This is a genomic window from Micrococcales bacterium (assembly GCA_016703125.1).
Taxonomy (GTDB): domain Bacteria; phylum Actinomycetota; class Actinomycetes; order S36-B12; family UBA10799; genus JADKAV01.
Genome location: JADJCR010000012.1, coordinates 1 through 17,648 on the forward strand (window position 1 = coordinate 1; position 17,648 = coordinate 17,648).

General features: G+C 68.8%; 14 protein-coding genes and 2 pseudogenes. 5 read left to right on the top strand and 11 right to left on the bottom strand.

Going from position 1 to position 17,648, the window contains the following annotated elements:
- Positions 1-476 precede the first annotated feature (476 nt).
- The 3 genes and pseudogenes from IPG68_14710 to IPG68_14720 all read right to left on the bottom strand — a co-directional run bounded on the left by IPG68_14710 (position 477) and on the right by IPG68_14720 (position 4,376).
- Positions 477-707 (bottom strand): hypothetical protein, encoded by a 231-nt coding sequence (locus IPG68_14710; GenBank protein MBK6764431.1) that lies wholly within the window; start codon positions 705-707, stop codon positions 477-479.
- 305 nt (positions 708-1,012) lie between these two features.
- Entirely contained in the window at positions 1,013-1,150 is a 138-nt protein-coding gene (locus IPG68_14715) for a hypothetical protein (GenBank protein ID MBK6764432.1), read from the bottom strand.
- A gap of 952 nt (positions 1,151-2,102) precedes the next feature.
- Positions 2,103-4,376, bottom strand: a pseudogene (locus IPG68_14720) (DUF262 domain-containing protein).
- A gap of 267 nt (positions 4,377-4,643) precedes the next feature.
- On the opposite strand from IPG68_14720, the gene IPG68_14725 reads away from it, so the two are divergent.
- Entirely contained in the window at positions 4,644-4,802 is a 159-nt protein-coding gene (locus tag IPG68_14725; protein MBK6764433.1) for a hypothetical protein, read from the top strand.
- 102 nt (positions 4,803-4,904) lie between these two features.
- Here the strand turns inward: IPG68_14725 and IPG68_14730 are convergent, their stop codons facing one another.
- Both IPG68_14730 and IPG68_14735 read right to left on the bottom strand, forming a co-directional pair.
- On the bottom strand, positions 4,905-6,911 hold the full coding sequence (locus IPG68_14730) for a toprim domain-containing protein (protein MBK6764434.1): 2,007 nt from the start codon (positions 6,909-6,911) through the stop codon (positions 4,905-4,907).
- Positions 6,912-7,339: 428 nt separating this feature from the next.
- Positions 7,340-7,654, bottom strand: a complete 315-nt coding sequence (locus IPG68_14735) for a class I SAM-dependent methyltransferase (GenBank protein MBK6764435.1) — start codon at positions 7,652-7,654, stop codon at positions 7,340-7,342.
- A 39-nt stretch (positions 7,655-7,693) separates the two neighbouring features.
- On the opposite strand from IPG68_14735, the gene IPG68_14740 reads away from it, so the two are divergent.
- The 4 genes from IPG68_14740 (at position 7,694) to IPG68_14755 (ending at position 12,060) form a co-directional block, all read left to right on the top strand.
- Positions 7,694-9,319, top strand: coding sequence for an alpha-D-glucose phosphate-specific phosphoglucomutase (locus IPG68_14740; GenBank protein ID MBK6764436.1), 1,626 nt, complete (start codon positions 7,694-7,696; stop codon positions 9,317-9,319).
- Positions 9,316-9,942, top strand: coding sequence for an SDR family oxidoreductase (locus IPG68_14745; GenBank protein ID MBK6764437.1), 627 nt, complete (start codon positions 9,316-9,318; stop codon positions 9,940-9,942). The genes IPG68_14740 and IPG68_14745 overlap by 4 nt, the downstream gene beginning before the upstream one ends.
- 18 nt (positions 9,943-9,960) lie before the next feature.
- Entirely contained in the window at positions 9,961-10,353 is a 393-nt protein-coding gene (locus tag IPG68_14750; protein ID MBK6764438.1) for a hypothetical protein, read from the top strand.
- Positions 10,354-10,882: 529 nt separating this feature from the next.
- Positions 10,883-12,060 (top strand): IS3 family transposase gene (locus IPG68_14755; protein ID MBK6764439.1). Its coding sequence is split into 2 segments (ribosomal slippage): positions 10,883-11,135 and positions 11,135-12,060, totalling 1,179 coding nucleotides; the frame shifts between segments, so codons are not numbered across the junction.
- An 88-nt stretch (positions 12,061-12,148) separates the two neighbouring features.
- Here IPG68_14755 and IPG68_14760 read toward each other — a convergent pair.
- The 6 genes and pseudogenes from IPG68_14760 to IPG68_14785 form a co-directional block, all read right to left on the bottom strand.
- The gene (locus IPG68_14760; protein ID MBK6764440.1) at positions 12,149-12,640 is read right to left on the bottom strand and encodes an amino-acid N-acetyltransferase; all 492 of its coding nucleotides are present in this window, start codon (positions 12,638-12,640) and stop codon (positions 12,149-12,151) included.
- Between the two features lie 49 nt (positions 12,641-12,689).
- Entirely contained in the window at positions 12,690-13,442 is a 753-nt protein-coding gene (locus IPG68_14765; protein ID MBK6764441.1) for a type III pantothenate kinase, read from the bottom strand.
- Positions 13,426-14,274, bottom strand: a complete 849-nt coding sequence (locus IPG68_14770; protein ID MBK6764442.1) for a carboxylating nicotinate-nucleotide diphosphorylase — start codon at positions 14,272-14,274, stop codon at positions 13,426-13,428. Before IPG68_14770 ends, IPG68_14765 begins: the two co-directional genes overlap by 17 nt.
- A pseudogene (locus IPG68_14775) lies at positions 14,271-15,858 on the bottom strand (L-aspartate oxidase). Before IPG68_14775 ends, IPG68_14770 begins: the two are co-directional and overlap by 4 nt.
- A gap of 2 nt (positions 15,859-15,860) precedes the next feature.
- On the bottom strand, positions 15,861-16,667 hold the full coding sequence (locus IPG68_14780; GenBank protein MBK6764443.1) for a pantoate--beta-alanine ligase: 807 nt from the start codon (positions 16,665-16,667) through the stop codon (positions 15,861-15,863).
- Entirely contained in the window at positions 16,664-17,521 is an 858-nt protein-coding gene (locus IPG68_14785; GenBank protein MBK6764444.1) for a DUF2520 domain-containing protein, read from the bottom strand. Before IPG68_14785 ends, IPG68_14780 begins: the two co-directional genes overlap by 4 nt.
- Positions 17,522-17,648 lie beyond the last annotated feature (127 nt).

Sequence of the window (17,648 nt, forward strand, 5' to 3'; positions counted from 1 at the left end):
TCGGCCATGAACCCATCGGAGACCCCCACGAGCGAAATCACGCACACCTCACCCTTCACGGGCGCGAGGCTTGCACACCTGACTTTGTTGACCACTTTTCCATGATGGCAGTGAGGTGCGACAGAAGGATCGTTCAAAGGTCGAGCGCTACAAGACAGCGTTGTGCAAGCCTCCATACTGTTGGGTCCCGAGCCGTCACATATTCTTCAGCACTCACCGGAGGCAAAATGGCCAACAGCGACTGTCCAAACTGCGGCCGTCCTACCGCTGACGGGTACCAGGAACGCCATGACCAGGCGTACTGCTCCCCGTTTACGTCCCCCAACTGCTGGCCGTGGCCTGACCCGGACACTGCCCTCATCCATTACGACGTGGGCTCCTCGGGGCCGCGGGCCGCGTGCGGGAAGCGCAAGGGCGACGTGTGGACCTCAAACACGAGCGACGTGAACTGCTCCGACTGCCTCGCGGTGATGTGACTACGGGCACTGCGCCGATGACCGACATTGTCGCCCGCCAACATGTAGGAGGGGGCATGCAGCCTGCTTATGCGCTGACATATGCCTGTCAATCACAACAACAACTCCTATCCCTGGTTTTCGATCGCCGTTCTCACCCTGGTGCCGCCGGGTGATCATCACATCGCCCAAGTCGTGGTCGGCGTAGGTGGCGCCCGCCGTGCCGGTGGTGATGACCAGTTTCGGCTGCACCTCCTCGATGATCTGCCGGAACAGGTCGGCGACCGGAAGCGGGGCGTGCCGTCGCCGGTCTTGACCCCGTCTGGTTCGGATGAAGTTCGGACTTCAGGCACAGCACCGACTTGCCCCTGATCACCGTCGGGCAGTAACTGCCCAACCGGTTCGCGGCCCGGGCTGGCGCACCCGAGCGGATATTCGGCAGATGCCTCGTGGCGAAGTCCCGGTCGTAGGGATGCCATTTCGTGCTAGACACCCCCGGGGTCAACACGTCGGCGAGGGCCTGCAGCTCAGCCACCGTCCAGGTGATCACCACATAGTCAGCGCGTGGCAACCGATCCGCCGAGTCCGGCGCCGGGTCGAGCAGCGCCGGCCAGACCAATGTCGCGGCCGAGTTCCAGGTCGGCCTGGGTCAACCCGAAGTCAATGATGCGCCGTGCCAATCCGACTCTGTCCATCTGCCTCTCCCCTCACCCCCTCACCCCCGTCAGTCCCGGACCAGGCGATGCCCTGCGACTTCCGGTCAGTCCTGCGTACCCGAGTCTGACGCAAACCGTCGCACGCATGCCCGGGGCAAGTTCCGGCACGACACCCCGAACCACGCACGACACGTGATCGTACGCCTGAGACCGGGGGCGAGCTGGGGCAGACAGCCGCGCATCAGGGGGGCTGCTGGCGGCTCCCCTCCGACCGGTCATCCGTCGCACCGCCCGGGCCGCACGCTGGTCCGCGGCCCGGTCCCCAACCTGCCAGTACTCCCCCGCGCCGCGACGTTCAGGAATCACCAGCGCGGCCTCGCCCTGGTTGTGGTTGCGTTTCGCGGTCAGGTCGATCACCGTGCTCAACCGCTCGGTCACCGGCCGATCCGCCACCTCCGGATCGACCCCGGCGGCCCGGTTACGTGCCCGGTAGCTGGCTTGCCGTTCAGCATTCGTCAAGGCCATAACCCCACGTTACCGCGTAACGGAGTGCGGTGTCGAGACCTCGTAAGCGCTCGGCTGGTCGGGAGGTCCAGGCTTCGTGAACGGGGGCTTCGGCCCTGCGCTAGGCGTGGTCGATTCCGACGCGGAAGGTGCCGTTGAATCCGGTGCCGGCGATACGGAACGTCCAATGGCCTGGGTGGGTCGGGTCGCGGGCTAGTGGTCTGAACCTCGGCGGCGGGATCGGACTCGGCGATGCTGCGCAGTCCTGCTGGTCGAGTCCGGTGGATTTGGTCAGGTAGCGCGAACACCAGCCCTTCCGCCTCGCCGGGTTTGGAGGCGGCGTCGATCCAGCCCTCCCAGATCACGCGGCGGTCCGGCCCAGGCCCGGGCACCCCGCAGCGATGCCTCGCATACTGTCGTGGTCGCCCGCATTGAGGCGGACTAGCCACATGGGTGCGATCGAATTGGCGACCCTACACGCTGACGCCTAGCTTCCCCAGTGCTCGGCCTGATAGTGCAGCATCTCTTCCCCGTGCAGTTGCTTACTGGCATTCCCAATGCGGACCCAGAAGTCGGTATGACCCCCTTCCGTTCTGGCCTTTGGCGAATACCGGCTTTCCGGACGGCGTGACACGAACGAGGCCGATCGTGATTCCACTGAGGGGTTCGAAGGAGATGCGGACCAATCCTGCGGTCGTCGTAGATAGGTTGGCGTCGAACAGTTCTCGCAGGAACAGTTCCAAACCGTCCAGATTGGGCTTGCTCTTGAACGTGGCCAAGTCGCTGTCCACGCCGAGGGGCTGTCCCTCGTCATCGACACCGATGGCCAACACGCCGCCGTCGCTGTTGAGGAATCCGGCCACAGTCTTGACCGCAACCTGCCCAGGCGTTTGTCGGGTTCCTGGGTGTACATGTTGAACCGGACGGTGGACTTGAACTCCAGGCACTGCGACTCACCGGAGGCGATGAGGTCCTCGGTGGTGAGGAGGCCGTGGGTGGGGTGTCGTGGCTGGTCAGGGTCTTGTAACCGTCATGGATGACGTGGGCGATCAACTGGCGGCGCTTCTCCAGGAACTCGCTGTATGACAGTTGTTCCCAGCCTTGTGGAAGGGCGTGCCAGTAGCGCTGGCGCGTGACGACGTCGTCGGCCAGTGAGATGGTCATGGGGCCCCAGTAGTCGGCGGGCCCTTGGGCGCCGATCTTGGCGTTCTCCCAGGCCAATCCAGGAACGCCATGTTGGCGATGGCATTGACCTGGGTCGTGGCGGTGATGCCCAGACCTTCCAGGTACTTGCGAGGGAACAAGTGGTGGCGTTCGATCGCCCGCGGGGCGGTGGTGTGGGGGTCCATGAGGTCCCGGATCTTCTGGTCGCTGAACAGGACCTGGGCGTCCAGCAGATTCAGCGCTGCCCAGTAAGCAAAAAGCGCGGGGGATCGAGAGGATGACGTCTCCAGCCGGGTAGGCAGGGTGATGTCCCAGTAGTCGCCGGTGAAGTTGGCGCTGATGACGCGGTCCAGTTCGGAGCAGAAGCCGGCAGCGTCGCCTTGGATGAGGGGACGAAGCCGGGCGAGGTCGGATTCGATCTGGCTTTCGGGGCTGCTGGTGTAGCGGCCAGTTGTGTGGGCCATGAAGAACCAGCGTGCGATCGCGGCACGAAGGACTGGTCCGGGGACAGAGAAGTCGCGTTTGCCGATCAGCCACAGGATGTATGTGTAGATCAGCGCGTTGGCGCTGGTGACCATCTTGCGGTCGCGGAACCCGGCGGTGGAGATGCATTTGAGGAACTCGTGCCAGTTCGTGAGGTTGAGTACCTGGCCCTGAGCGGCTTTCAGCCGCTGGAACTGGTCAGTCCGGCGGTCCTCGCTGACGTCGCCGGTGTCGAGATCCTTGCCTCGCAGGATGCTGTAAACGTGCTGCAGCCGGCCGCGGCGAAACGCCAGCCCGACGGCGGCTCGCAGCATTTGGTCGGGGGCAGGGTCGATGAAGGGGTTGCGGGCAGAAGTGCCGGTGACGGCGGGATCAACAGCGCTCCGGGCGAACTGCTCCAGGTCGCGTCGGCCCTGTTCCCAGTGCACCGACATCAAAGTCAGGATGAAGTCGGCTTGGTTGAGTTGAACCCCTTCGGAGTTGGTGCGTACGAAGATGTCGGCGACCTGTTCCTCCTCCGCGTCGGCACTGAGTTCAATCACCTGGAACCGAAAGTTGGTCAGGTCGTGCACGCGGTCGATACGGTCGCGTAGCACGTCCTTCTCTGTGTCGGTGAGGTCAGCGCCCCTACCCTTTACAAGCCGCGCGAGCCAATCGCGTTCCTCCTGCCGGTATCCATCGCTCCACAGCACCGTGATGTCAGGATGAATTCAGGATCACGCTCGATGGCAGCGTCCGTGACCTCGAAGGTCTGGTCGCTGGGCTTGAACCCGATGCGGATACGCCGTCGTTCAAAGGTCTTGGTGAGCACGGCATTGCCCGTCATCACCGCGTAAAGCGAGGTGAGGCGCTGTTGGCCGTCGACGATCAGCAATCGGGCGACACGGTCGGACTCCCCGCCGCCGACCTGTCGGGTACCGACATCAGCGCCTGTTTCCCAGAACATCAAGGTGCCGACCGGGAACCCGTGGTACATGGAGTCGAACAGGTCGCGAACCTTGGCGGCCGACCACACGAAAGGGCGCTGAATGTCGGGCAGGGCAATGTTGCCCTTCTTGATGTCCTCGACCAGGTGCACCAGCGAAAAGCCGGTGTCGCGGTAGAGCGTTGCCATCGGATCCCTCCGTTCGGACAGGTGGCCGGGGCCAGACCCGTCCTCGTTGTTCGCAGACACTATGGCAGGCAGCCATCCCGGCATGCGATGTGAGCCCTCACCGCGCGATCAGAGCGAAACCCGGCAGGACTGCCGACCCTGGCAGGACCCTTGGCATGTGGCGAGCGACTTCTTCTCGCCCGCGTCTCCGGCTGGTGTGAAACCAGGGGAAGACGACCCCTTCGGACCCCAGATCTTCGCCCCGCCTGAGTGTCGATGGAGGACTCGATGTCGCCGCTCGGTCCACCAGGTCCGGCACGGGCCCTGCACCTCGTGATCCCGATGCTGCTCGATGCGCCTGGCGCGATGGTTACCACCTCGACCCTGCCGGACAACCTGGCCGTGACCCTGGGGGCTTTGAGGGTGATCGTTTTCACCGGTCCCTGACCTCCGGCGCCGACCGGCACGATCTGCACCCGGTACTTCTTGTCCTTGACCACCAGCACTGTGCCCGCAACGTTCATGCCGTCCTGAGCCCCGGTCCCGCCTCTACAGCGACGCTGCGGGGTGGGCGGCGCTGGGCTGCTGGCGGGGTCTAGGGGTGGGCGGGGCGGTGGTGGCCGCCCCTGCGGGTTTTCCCGGCGGGTGGTGTCCTTCTGTCAGTGCGGCGGCCACCGATGCCGGGGCCAGGCCGGTGTCGTAGGCGATCCGCCCGATGATCGTGTTGCGGTCAGCATCGGTTAGCCCGGCGGTGACCGGGCCGAGGCGGCGCACCGTATCGACCTGGGCGTGCAGCCCTTTGCCGTGCACAGCAGCCATCTCGCCGGTGACCACGGTCAGGGCCAGCGGGTCGGTGTCGGCCAGCGCATCCACGACGGCGGCGGGGCCGAACATGCGCTGGAAATCGCTTGGGTCCACCAGCGCGACCTGGGCGTGCCGGGGGGTGGGCACCCCGGCGGCGGTCAGGGTGTCATAAGCGGTGCGGGCGGCGGTCTGCCCGGCCTGGTCGGGGTCTGTCCACACGGTGACCGGCAGGCCGGTCGCGGCCAGCTGCTGGGCGTGGGCGGCGGTCAGGGCGGTGCCGTTGGCGGCCACCCCGACCTGGCGGGCGTTGGTGGCGTAGGTGACCGCGGCGGCATCCCACGGGCCTTCCACCAGCACCAGGGCTTCGGTGGCCGGGGTGCGCGCGTGCAGCCCGTACAGCTGCTCGCGTTTGCTGAACAGGGCGCTGGCCGGGGAGTTCAGGTACTTGGGGGTTCCCTCCCGGACAACCCCCGCGGCGCGGGCGGTGAACCCGAGCACCTGCCCGCCGGGGTCGGTGTAGGGGAAGGTGATGCGGCTGCGCAACGCGTCGATCAGCCGCCCGGTGCGCGCGGGCCGGGCCAGACCGGCGGCCTGGATCGCCGCATCGGAATGCCCGGCCGCACGCAGGTGGTCCAGCAGCCCGGTCCACCCGGCCGGGGCCCACCCGATCCCGAACTGGGCGGCCACCGACGCGTCGATCCCGCGGGCGCGCACCGCGTCTGCCCAGCCCGGCGATGCGGCGGCCTGGGCGACGAACCACACCTGGGCGTCCTGCACGGCTGCCTGCAGGGCCTCGACGGTCGGGTCGGTGCCGGCGGTCAGCAGGTCGGCGCGGGTGTCGATCGCTGTGGCCGCCTCCAGCAGCCCGAACCGGTGCTGCGCCCGGTCGGCGAGTTCCTGGGTCAGGGCCGGCTCCGGGGCGACCGCGTCCAGGATGCTGGTCGCCGCGGCGCGGACCCGTTCCGCGGTGGACCGTAGCGCCGCGCCCGGGTCGGGGGCCGCGTCGGCCCAGCCGGCGATGTAGGCGAACGAGTAGCCGGCGGTGTTCATGCCGTGGCTGGTGGTCACCAGGTAGGCCACCGACTCCGCCTCCACCTCGACGATCCCCCGGCAGGCCGGCCGGGCACCATCGGCCGGGCCATGGAGCAGCACGTGCCCGAGTTCGTGGGCCAGGGTCTTGACCGCCTGGGCCGCCGAGGTGTCCGCGCGCACGGTCACCGTCCGGGTGGTGAAGTCGGTCACCCCGTTCGCCCCGCCCAGCCCGGCGGCGGTGTCGGCGCGCGCCACGGTGAACCCGGCCGCGGCGACCTGTCCGGCCAGCGCCTCCCATAGCCCGGCCGGGGCCTGCCCGTCCACCAGTTGCGGGGCCGGCGGTGCGGGCAGCGGGTCGCCGTCGGTCTGGGACACGTCGAACACCGGCACCGGCATGAACCCGGCGACCACCGTGCGCGCCCCGGGGTCCTCGACCGTCCCGGGGCCGGGATCCCGGGTGCTGGGGGTGTGCTCCGCGGGGACTGTGCGTGTGATCGGGGCCAGGATCGAGATGCCCTTCTCCCCCTTGCGGACCTGCCGGCCCATCGCTTTCCACGCCTGGTACCCGCACACCAGCGTCGCGTCGGGCCGCTGCCCGCCGATCAGCAACTGGTTGTTCAGGCTGTACCGGGGAAACCGCGCGGCGGTGTCCAGCCACGCGGTCCACGCCGGGGAACTGCGCAGATCGACCACCGCGTCCGCCAACTGGTCGCATGGCACGCAGCTTGTCCTCGCGGCGCCCCCGGGCGGCCTGCTTCTGCGCGGCGGTGGTCGGGCGGCGGGAGGCCACGGCTGCTGCTACCGTCCCTGCAACGTGGCCACGGCGGCGACCAACGTGTCCAACGTGTGTTGCTGCACCGCGATGGTCGCGGCACCCGGGGCCTAGGCCGAGAGGCCAGCACCACCGTGTCCAGCGCGGGGCCGTCATCGGTCTGCCGGGTGGCGACCTCTGCGACGTCGATGCGCAGGCCCCCCAGTGCCTCGACGGTCTGCTCCACCGAGTAGCAGACGTCGGCGTCCTGCGGACCGCCGTGGCCGAACTCGATGTTGGACTTGTCGTGCGCGACGACCAGGACCGCGCCGCCGGACTGCAGCCAGTGCTTCACCTTGTGCAGCAGTCGCCGTTGGTGGGCGTCGGGGATCTGCAGCTAGGACAGCAGGACCAGGTCCACCTCCGTCGGCGGCGCGCAGGCCTCGACGTCGCTGACGACGGTGGCCAGTTCGACCCCGGCTTCAAAGGCCATGGTCCGCGCCTTCTGCAGGCCCACCGCTGAGAAGTCGACGGCTGTCACGTTCCAGCCCTTCTGGGCCAGCCACACCGCATTGCGTCCCTCGCCGGCGCCGAGGTCGATGGCCCAGCCGGGCGAACGGTCGCGCACGTGCTCGGCCACGAAGACGTTGGGCTCGAGACTCCAGACGAACTCGCTCTCCTGATACCGGCGGTCCCATCCCTGCGCATCCACGGTGCCATTCAACCAGTGGTGGCGACTAACCTGCGATTCATGAGCGATCCCCGAGCCGGACACCCCGCCCAGACCGATGATCTCGTCGATGTCGCCCGTCTCATCACGGCCTACTACACGCTGCACCCCGACCCCGACGATCCCGGTCAGCAGGTGAGTTTCGGCACCTCCGGGCACCGCGGGTCCAGCTTCACCGCCAGCTTCAACGACGACCACATCGCCGCGACGACCCAGGCGATCTGCGAGTACCGGGCGGGGCAGGGCATCGACGGCCCGCTGCTCATCGGCCGGGACACCCATGGACTGTCCGAACCCGCCTACGCCACCGCCCTGGAGGTCCTGGTCGCCAACGACGTGCCGGTCCTCGTCGACGTCCACGACGGTTTCGTGCCGACCCCCGCGATCAGCCACGCGATCCTCACGCTCAACGGGCAGGGGCGCAACGCCGACGGCATCGTCGTCACCCCCTCGCACAACCCCCCGAGCGACGGCGGTTTCAAGTACAACCCCCCGGACGGCGGCCCGGCGGACACGGCCATCACCAAGTGGATCCAGGACCGCGCCAACGACCTGTTGCGCGCCGGCCTGCGGGGGGTCCGGCGAGTGCCGCTGTCGCGGGCGCGCGCACAGGTGAGCACCTTCGACTTCATCAGCGACTACGTCGACGACCTGCCCACGATCCTGGACATCGACGCCATCAAGTCAGCGGGGGTGCGCATCGGCGCCGATCCGTTGGGCGGCGCGAGTGTGGCCTACTGGGGGGCCATCGCGGATCGCTACGGCCTCGACCTCACCGTCGTCAACCCCCGCACCGACCCGCAGTTCGCCTTCATGACACTGGACTGGGACGGCAAGATCCGGATGGACTGTTCGTCCCCCTCGGCGATGGCGTCGCTGGTCGCCGCCAAGGATCAGTACCAGGTGGCCACGGGCAACGACGCCGACAGCGATCGCCACGGCATCGTGACGCCCGATGCCGGCCTGATGAACCCCAACCACTACCTCGCGGTGGCCATCGACTACCTCGTGACACATCGCCCCGGCTGGTCCAGCGCCGCTGCCGTGGGCAAGACCCTGGTCAGTTCGTCGATGATCGACAAGGTCGTGGCCGGTCACGGGCGGTCGCTGCTCGAGGTGCCAGTCGGCTTCAAGTGGTTCGTTCCGGGGCTGCGCAGCGGCGAGGTGGTCTTCGGCGGGGAGGAGTCCGCCGGGGCGTCCTTCCTGCGCAAGGACGGCACGACGTGGACCACGGACAAGGACGGCATCCTGCTCGCGCTACTGGCCAGCGAGATCATCGCCGTCACTGGGACCTCACCCAGCCAGCGGTACGCGCAGTTGGCCGACACCTACGGCACAAGCCACTATGCGCGTATCGACGCCCCCGCAACCCGGGAGCAGAAGGCGAGGCTGTCGCAACTCAGCGCCGACCAGGTGACGGCCACCGAACTCGCCGGGGACCCGATCACGCGTGTGCTCACCGAGGCTCCGGGCAACGGGGCGGCGATCGGCGGCCTGAAGGTGGAGACCGCGCAGGCCTGGTTCGCGGCCCGGCCCTCCGGCACGGAGGACGTCTACAAGATCTACGCGGAGAGCTGGGTCGGCGCCGAGCATCTCGCGCAGGTACAGGGCGCCGCCCGTGACCTCGTGACCCAGACGTTGTCATGAGTGCCATCGTCCTCGGAGCCGGCCCGGGTCTGGGTCTGTCACTGGCACGCGCGTACGCCGAGACCCACCGGGGCGTCGCGATGGTGACCCGTCGGCCGGAGGTTGCGGAGGAACTGGCCGCGCAGGTCGGCGGCGCCGTGGGCCTGGCTGCGGACCTCGGCGATCCCGCCGCCGTCACCGCAGTCGTACGCGAAGCCGCGGACCGGCTCGGCGCACCCGACCTAGTGCACTACAACGCGTCCGTCATGTTCGAGGGCTCGCCGAGTGCGGTCCCGCTCGAGGCGGTCGAGAGGTCATGGCGAGTGGGCTGCCTCGGCGCGTGGGCGGCGCTGCAAGCCGCAGTCCCCCTGATGCCAGAAGGGTCCGCGTTCTTCGTCACCGGCGGCGGAATGGCCCTGGACCCGTGGCCACCCGCCAGTGCTCTGGCCAGCGCGAAGGCCGCGCTGCGCAACCTGGCGCTGGCAGCTGCAAAGGAACTCACCGACATCCGGGTGGCCATGATCACGATCCAGGGCGTGATCGGTTCGAGCCCGGAGTTGTCCCCCGATGAGATCGCCCGGTACTTCCTGGCGTTGCTGGAACAGACCGACCCACCGGTGGAGACGCTGCTGCCGGTGCGTTGAGCCCTTAGGCTCGATCACGTGTCGAGGATCATCCTGGCGCTGGTACTGGCAGCGGCAACGGTGTACGTCCTGATGCGCCTGGCCGCCACTGCGTTCGACCGTGAGAGCAAGCCCTTGCCCGGTCGCGCACTTCCGGCTCTGGATCCCGCGGACATCGAGGAACCGGCTGCGATCGCCCAGGGCCCGGAGCGCGGCTACGGGGTGCTGCGACTGACTCCCAGCCAACTCATATTCGCCGGCAACTCCGGACGCGTGGTGACCATCGAACGCCTTGACATCACCGGGGCCACGACCACCCGGGACCTGCCCGACCACACGACTGCGCACCCGGTGCTGGCCGTGAGCACCCGCGACGCGGTGCACTTCTTCGCGGTCAACGACCCGGTCGCCTGGGAGCTGCGGCTGCTGTGAAGGGGAGGTCGGCTCCCGCGCCGAATCACTCCCCGGCGTACGGACCTCTCCCACCTTCAGCCCGAGCGCGGCTACAGGAACCGCCGCCGACCGCCGCCGTGCACTCCAGCGCCAGACGTTAGCGAAACCGCAACCCGGGAGCGATCCAACCGTGCAGAATCACTCCCCGGCGTACGGACCTCTCCCACCTTCAGCCCGAGCGCGGCGGAGCCCTGAGCGCGGCTACAGGAACCGCCGCCGTGCACTCCAGCGCCAGACGTTAGCGAAACCGCAACCCGGGAGCGATCCAACCGTGCAGAATCACTCCCCGCCATACGGACCTCTCCCACCTTCAGCCCGAGCGCGGCGGAACAGCCCCGGGCGCCGCAACAGGCACCCCACCGACCGCCGCCGTGCACTCCAGCGCCAGGCGTTAGCGAAACCGCAACCCGGGAGCGATCCAACCGTGCAGAATCACTCCCCGCCATACGGACCTTGGGGTGTACCAAGGATTCCGGACAGGGTCCCCACTTAGGAGAGGATGCCTAGCATGTCCGGAAATCGTCGTAAGTTCAGTGCGCAGTTCAAGGCCGAGGCGGTGCAGTTGGTGCTGCAGTCCGGTGACCCGATCGCCCAGGTCGCCCGGGATCTGCAGATCAACGAGGGCACCCTGGGGAACTGGGTGACCCGGTGGCGGGAGGAGAACCCCGAACCCGAACCCGAGCTCACCCCGGTGGAGCGGGCCCGGTTGCGGGAGCTGGAGGACCAGAACCGCAAGCTGAAGATGGAAAACGAATTCCTAAAAAAAGCAGCGGCCTTCTTCGCCCAGACGCACCAGTAGCAGACCGCTGCCTGGTGATCGAAGCGGAGAAGGCGACCTATCCGATCACGATGATGTGCCAGTTGCTGGACGTGCCCCGCTCCAGCTACTACGACTGGGCCGGCCGGGCCGACACCGTGACCGCCACCGCGGCCCGGCACGCGGCGCTGACCGAGGCGGTGAGGTCAGTGTTCGACGAGTACCGGCAGACCTACGGCTGCCGGCGGATCGCACACGTGCTGAACACCGAACACGGCCTGCCGGTCAGTGTCGGCACGGTCGCGGACATCATGCGCGACCAGGACCTGGTCGCCGTGCAGCCGCGGGCCTACAAGACCACCACCGTGGCCGACACCGACGCCGAATACCCCACGGATGCGATCGGCCGGGACTTCACCGCCGAGGTTCCCGGGGCCCGGCTGGTCGGGGACATCACCTACCTGCGTACCGGGCAGGGCTGGCTGTATCTGGCCACCGTGATCGACCTGTGCACCCGGATGGTGGTCGGCTGGGCGATCGCCGATCACATGCGCGCCAGCCTGGTCTGCCAGGCCCTGCGCATGGCCCACGACGGCGGCTACCTGGCCCCCGGGGCGGTGTTCCACTCCGACCGGGGCAGCCAGTACACCTCCGACGAATTCGCCCGCTGCTGCACCACCCTCGGCGTCGCACGCAGCATGGGACGCACCGGTCAATGCTGGGACAACGCCGCCGCCGAGAGCTGGTTCGCCACGTTGAAGAACGAGATGTACCACCGGTACTGGTTCCCCACCCACGCCCGTGCCCGGCATGCCGTGGCCGAGTACATCGAGGTGTTCTACAACCGCAAACGACACCACTCCACCCTGGACTACCGCACCCCGTGGCAAGCCTGGAACGACCACCGCGCTGCCCGGCCGGCAGCATGATCAAGAACTACAAGCCGTGTCCGAGATTCTTGACACACCCCACCTCTCCCACCTTCAGCCCAAGCGCGGCGGAACAGCCCCGGCGCGGCTACAGGAACCGCACCATCCGCGTGTTGCCCAGGGTGTTGGGCCGCACCCGCTCGAGGTCCAGGAACTCCGCCACGCCTTCGTCGGGCGACCGCAGCAACTCCTCGTACACGCGGGCTTCCACTCCTCGCTCGTCGAACTGCTGGAAGCCGTAGGAGGCGAAAAAGTCCGTCTCGAACGTGAGGCAGAAGATCCTGGACACGCCGAGGTCGCGGCCACGCTGGATGAGTGCTGACAGGATGGCCGAGCCGATGCCGCCACGCAACAGATCGGGGCGGACCGCGACCGTGCGCACCTCTGCGAGGTCCTCCCACATCACGTGCAGCGCCCCACATCCGACGACCGTGCCGTCAGACTCGGCGACGAAGAAGTCCGTGACGTCCTCGTACAGCGTGACCGTGGCCTTGGACAGTAGCCGGCGGTCCGGCGCGTACTGGTCGATCAGCTCCCGGATGACACGCACATCCTGCGTCCGGGCCGGCCTCACGTGCATGCTTCAAGTCTGGCGCGCACCGCCCCGCACCGTGCCGCTGCCCCCCGGGTCAGGCGTTCTTCTCGAAGACCAAGCGCAGGCCGATCAGCGTCAGATCCGGCTCGTGCGCGGTGATGGTGCGGGACTCGGGCAGCACCACCTGCGCCAATCCGCCGGTGGCGATGACGGCTTCGAGCGGCAACTCCGCGTTGATCCGGTCCACCAGGCCGTCGACCTGCCCGGCGAAGCCGAAGAGCGCACCGGACTGCAGCGCCTCAACGGTGTTCTTGCCGATGACCGAGCGCGGGGCGACCAGCTCGACCTTGCGCAACGCCGCCGCCCGCGCGGCCAGGGCGTCCAGCGAGATCTCGATGCCCGGGGCGAGCGCCCCGCCGAGGAACTCCCCCTTCGCGGACACGACATCGAGGTTCGTGGACGTTCCGAAGTCGACCACGACGCAGGGGCCGCCGTACAGTGCGTGCGCCGCCAGCGTGTTGACGATGCGGTCGGCACCGACTTCCTTCGGGTTGTCGGTGAGGATCGGCACACCCGTGCGGGTGCCGGGCTCGACGATCACCGCCGGGGTGTCGGGGTAGTACTCGTCGATCATCCACCGCACTTCCCGCAGCACCGCAGGGACTGTGGAGCACAAGGCGATGCCGTCCGGATGCGGGTGCCCGCGCAGCAGAGCGCGGTACAGGATGAACATCTCGTCGGCCGTGGCCCGGGGATCGGTCTTGACCCGGAACGAGCGCTGCAGGGCCTCGCCCTCGAACAACCCCAGCACGGTGTTGGTGTTGCCGATGTCAATCGTGAGTAGCATCGCGCACCTCCCGCAGGTCGGCGCCGATGTCCAATGCCGTGACCGAATGGGTCAGCGCCCCCACCGCCACGTAGTCCACTCCGGTGTCCGCCACCTCGGGCGCGTCCACGAGTGTCAGGCCGCCGGAGGCCTCCAGCAGCGCGCGGCCGGCGTTGATGCCCACTGCCTCGCGCATCTGCTCGGGCGTGAAGTTGTCGAGCAGGACGAGGTCCGCACCCGCCTCGAGTACCTCGGCCAACTGCTCCAAGGAGTCCACCTCCACCTCGACCGGCACCCCGGGGAACGCCTCTCGCACAGCGGTGAACGCCTCGGTGACACCGCCGGCTGCCACGACGTGGTTGTCCTTGACCAGCGCCGCGTCCGACAGCGACATCCGGTGGTTCACCCCGCCGCCGCACCGCACCGCGTACTTCTGCAGTGCCCGCAGGCCGGGCAGGGTCTTGCGGGTGTCGCGCACCTTCGGCCCGTCGGGGCCCAGTGCATCGACCCAGGCCGACGTGGCCGTCGCCACCCCGGACAGGTGCGTGAGCAGGTTCAGCGCGCTGCGCTCGGCGGTGAGCAGGTCTCGGGTCGGCCCGACCGCGGACAGCAGGACGTCACCACGGCGCACACGGTCACCGTCGGTGGCCAGCACCGTCACAACGACGGGGCCGACGATCTCGAAAACCCGGCGCGCCACCTGCAGCCCCGCCACCACACCATCGGCGCGGGCCACCAGGTCCAGTTGCGAGCGGTGCCCCGGCGGGATGGTCGCCACCGAGGTGACGTCCGGCCCATCGGCCAGATCCTCGGCCAGCGCCACCCCGATGACCTCATCGACGTCTCGGCTCACAGTGCCACCTCCTCGGTCACCATCTCCCCGTCCACGACCTGCGTCTGCAGCCTTACCAGCCACCGGTCACTGGGATGGGGGAAGTCCTCGCGCCAGTGCGAGCCACGGGTCTCCTCGCGCAGCAGGGCGGCCTGGGCCAGTGCCTTGCCGACGAGCAGCAGATTGGTCATCTCCCAGGCGGCGGTGGACGGCTCCCCCGCCCCCAAGCCGCTGAGTGCGGCCACCGTCGCCTGCATGGACTCCGCGCTGCGCAGCACGCCGACACCCTCGGTCATCGCCTGCTGGAAGGACCGCCGTTGCCCAGCGTCGGCGGTCCACGGGCTGGTCTTGGCCACGGGGTCGCGGCGCGCGAACGAGTCCTCGGCCAGCACATCGGAGATCCGGTCGGCGAAGACCAGCCCTTCGAGCAGGGAGTTGCTCGCCAAGCGGTTGGCCCCGTGCACCCCGGTACACGAACACTCCCCCGCACGCGTACAGGCCGGGTACGTTGGTGCGGCCCCAGAGGTCGGTGCGCAGCCCGCCGGAGTGGTAGTGCTGGGCAGGCGCGACCGGGATGAGGTCGACGGTGGGATCGATGCCGTGCTCGGCGCAGGAAGCCAGAACGGTCGGGAAACGGCGCGCCCAGTCGATCCGGCGGCCGTCGAGCCACACGTGGTCGGCGCCACTGGCCCGCATCTGCCGCATTATGGCCTTGGCCACGACATCACGCGGCGCGAGTTCCGCCAGTGGGTGCACCCCGACCATGAAACGGCGGCCCTGGTCGTCCAGCAGGACCGCACCCTCACCGCGCACGGCCTCGGAGACCAGCGGCTGCTGGCCGGACACCGACGGACCGAGGTACATCACCGTGGGATGGAACTGCACGAACTCCATGTCGGCCACCGCGGCGCCCGCGCGCAGGCCCAGCCCGATGCCGTCCCCGGTCGCCACGCTGGGATTCGTGGAGGCGGTGAACACCTGGCCGATGCCGCCGGTGGCCAGCACCACGACCGGGGCGAGGATCGCGCCAACCCCGTCGATCTGACCCTCCCCCATGACGTGCAATGTCACCCCCTGCGCGGCGCCGCGCTCGTCCTGCAGCAGGTCCAGCACCAACGCGTGCTCGATGACCTGGATGCGTTGCCCGACTTCGGCGACGAGCGCGCGCACGATCTCGTAGCCCGTTGCATCGCCGCCGGCATGTGCGATCCGGTCCATGTGGTGTCCGCCCTCGCGGGTCAGCGCGATGTCGCCCTCGGGGGTCAGGTCGAACTCGGCCCCCCACCCGATGAGCCGCCGCACCGCCGCGGGCCCGGATTCCACGAGGATCCGCACCGCCGCGGGGTCGCACAGACCGGCACCGGCCACCAGCGTGTCCTGCAGGTGCTGCTCGGGGGTGTCCTCGTGTCCCAGGGATGCGGCGATGCCACCCTGCGCCCAACGCGTCGACCCCTCGTCGACTCTCGCCTTGGTCACAACGATGACCTTGCGGCCGGCGCGGGTGGCGCGAATCGCGGTGGACAGCCCGGCGATCCCCGAACCGACGACCACCACATCGGCGTCGATGAACCAGCCGGGCGCGGCAGCCGCCAGCGAGTCGGGCAGTGTCACAGCGACCTCACTTCCACTGCGCAATTGTCCAGCAGCCGGGTGCGACCGACACGTGCGGCCACCAGCAGTCGACCCGGGCCGATGCCGGGCGGGTCCAGGTCCGGCGAGCGCACCTGCACATAGTCCACGTCCAGACCTGCGAGTTCGGCACGGGCAGAAGCCTCGATCGCGCCCACGCGGTTGTGCCCGGCACCGGCGGTCAGGGCACGTGGGATTGCCAGGGCCTCCCGGCGCTGCTCGGGCGTGAGGTAGACATTGCGGCTCGATCTGGCAAGGCCATCGGGCTCGCGGGCCGTGGGCACGCCGACCACGTTCACCGGCAGGTCGAGGTCGAGCACCATGGAACGGATGAGCGTCAACTGCTGGTAGTCCTTCTCCCCGAAGAACGCGTCGTCGGGACGGGTGCGCTGGAGCAGTTTGAGCACCACCGTCAGAACCCCGCGGAAGTGGGTGGGTCGCGCGGCACCCTCCAGCGCCGTGCCGAGCACTCCGGGATCCACGCTCACCCGCGGGTCTCGCACGTACACATCCTGCGGACTCGGGGTGTACACGGTGTTGACGCCCAGCCGCTCGCACAGGGCCAGGTCGGCGTCGAGGGTGCGCGGGTAGCGGTCCAGGTCCTCCCCTGGACCGAACTGCGTGGGGTTCACGAAGATCGTGACGGTGACGTGGTCGTCGAGTTCACGCGCGGCCCCGATCAGCGCAGCGTGCCCGTCGTGCAGGGCGCCCATCGTCATCACCACGCCCCGTCGGCTCTCGCCGGCGTCGGTTCGCAGGTCCTTGTGGGCGTCAACGACTCTCACGGCCGGCCCCCCAGCGCGTTGAGCAGACCCTCCGCAGCCGCCGGCCGCAGCAGCCCCTGGGCCAGCGCCCGGTCGGCTGTAAGCCGGGCCAGCGCGACATACGCCGCCTGGATCTGCGGATCGTGCTGCAGTTCTGCCACATGGGCCGCGACGGTTCGCGCATCACCGCGCACCACAGGTCCAGTGAGGGCGTGGTAGCCCATGCGCAGGGCGTTGTCCAGGCTCGCCTGCACCAGCGGCGTCAGCAGGCGCGCTGGCGACTCCACGCCCGCGTCCTGGAGCATCTCGATGCCGGAAGCGACCAGCGTGATCAGGTGATTCGCCGAATGTGCCAGGGCCGCGTGGTACAGCGGGCGGGCCTCCTCAGGGATCCAGACCGGCTCGCCGCCCATCTCGACGACAAGCGCCTCGGCGGCCATGCGCAGCGGTTCGGCGGCAGTGACCCCGAAGGGCGCTCCCGAGAGCCGCTCGACGTCCAGGCTGGTGCCGGTCAGCGTCATCGCAGGGTGCAACGCCAACGGCAGGGCACCCTTCGCCTGCGCGGGTTCGAGCACGGCCACGCCGTACCGGCCGGAGCAGTGCACCACGAATTGGCCGGGGTGGAACTCCAAGGCTTCCGCCAGCGCCGGCAGGGCGTCGTCGGGCACGGCGAGTAACACCAGATCTGCGCGCTGGACCACGTCCTCGACGCTCACGACTTCAGCGCCGGGCAGCAGTGTCCGGGCACGCTCCAGCGAACTCTCACTCACCGCGGGCGCGGCGACGACCGGGTGTCCGGCTCGCGCCAGTGCCGCCCCGAGCGCGCCGCCAGCACGACCGACGCCGATGACACCGGTGCGCAGGCGAACAGTCACGCTGGCGAGCCTACCGAGGTGGCCGCGGCGGGCGCGGCGTCAGCCGTCGGCATCGACCCGTGACCGGCCGACCGCTACAGCCGCACCGGGGAGTGATACGTACGTCCGGGAGCGAAGCAACCGGCTC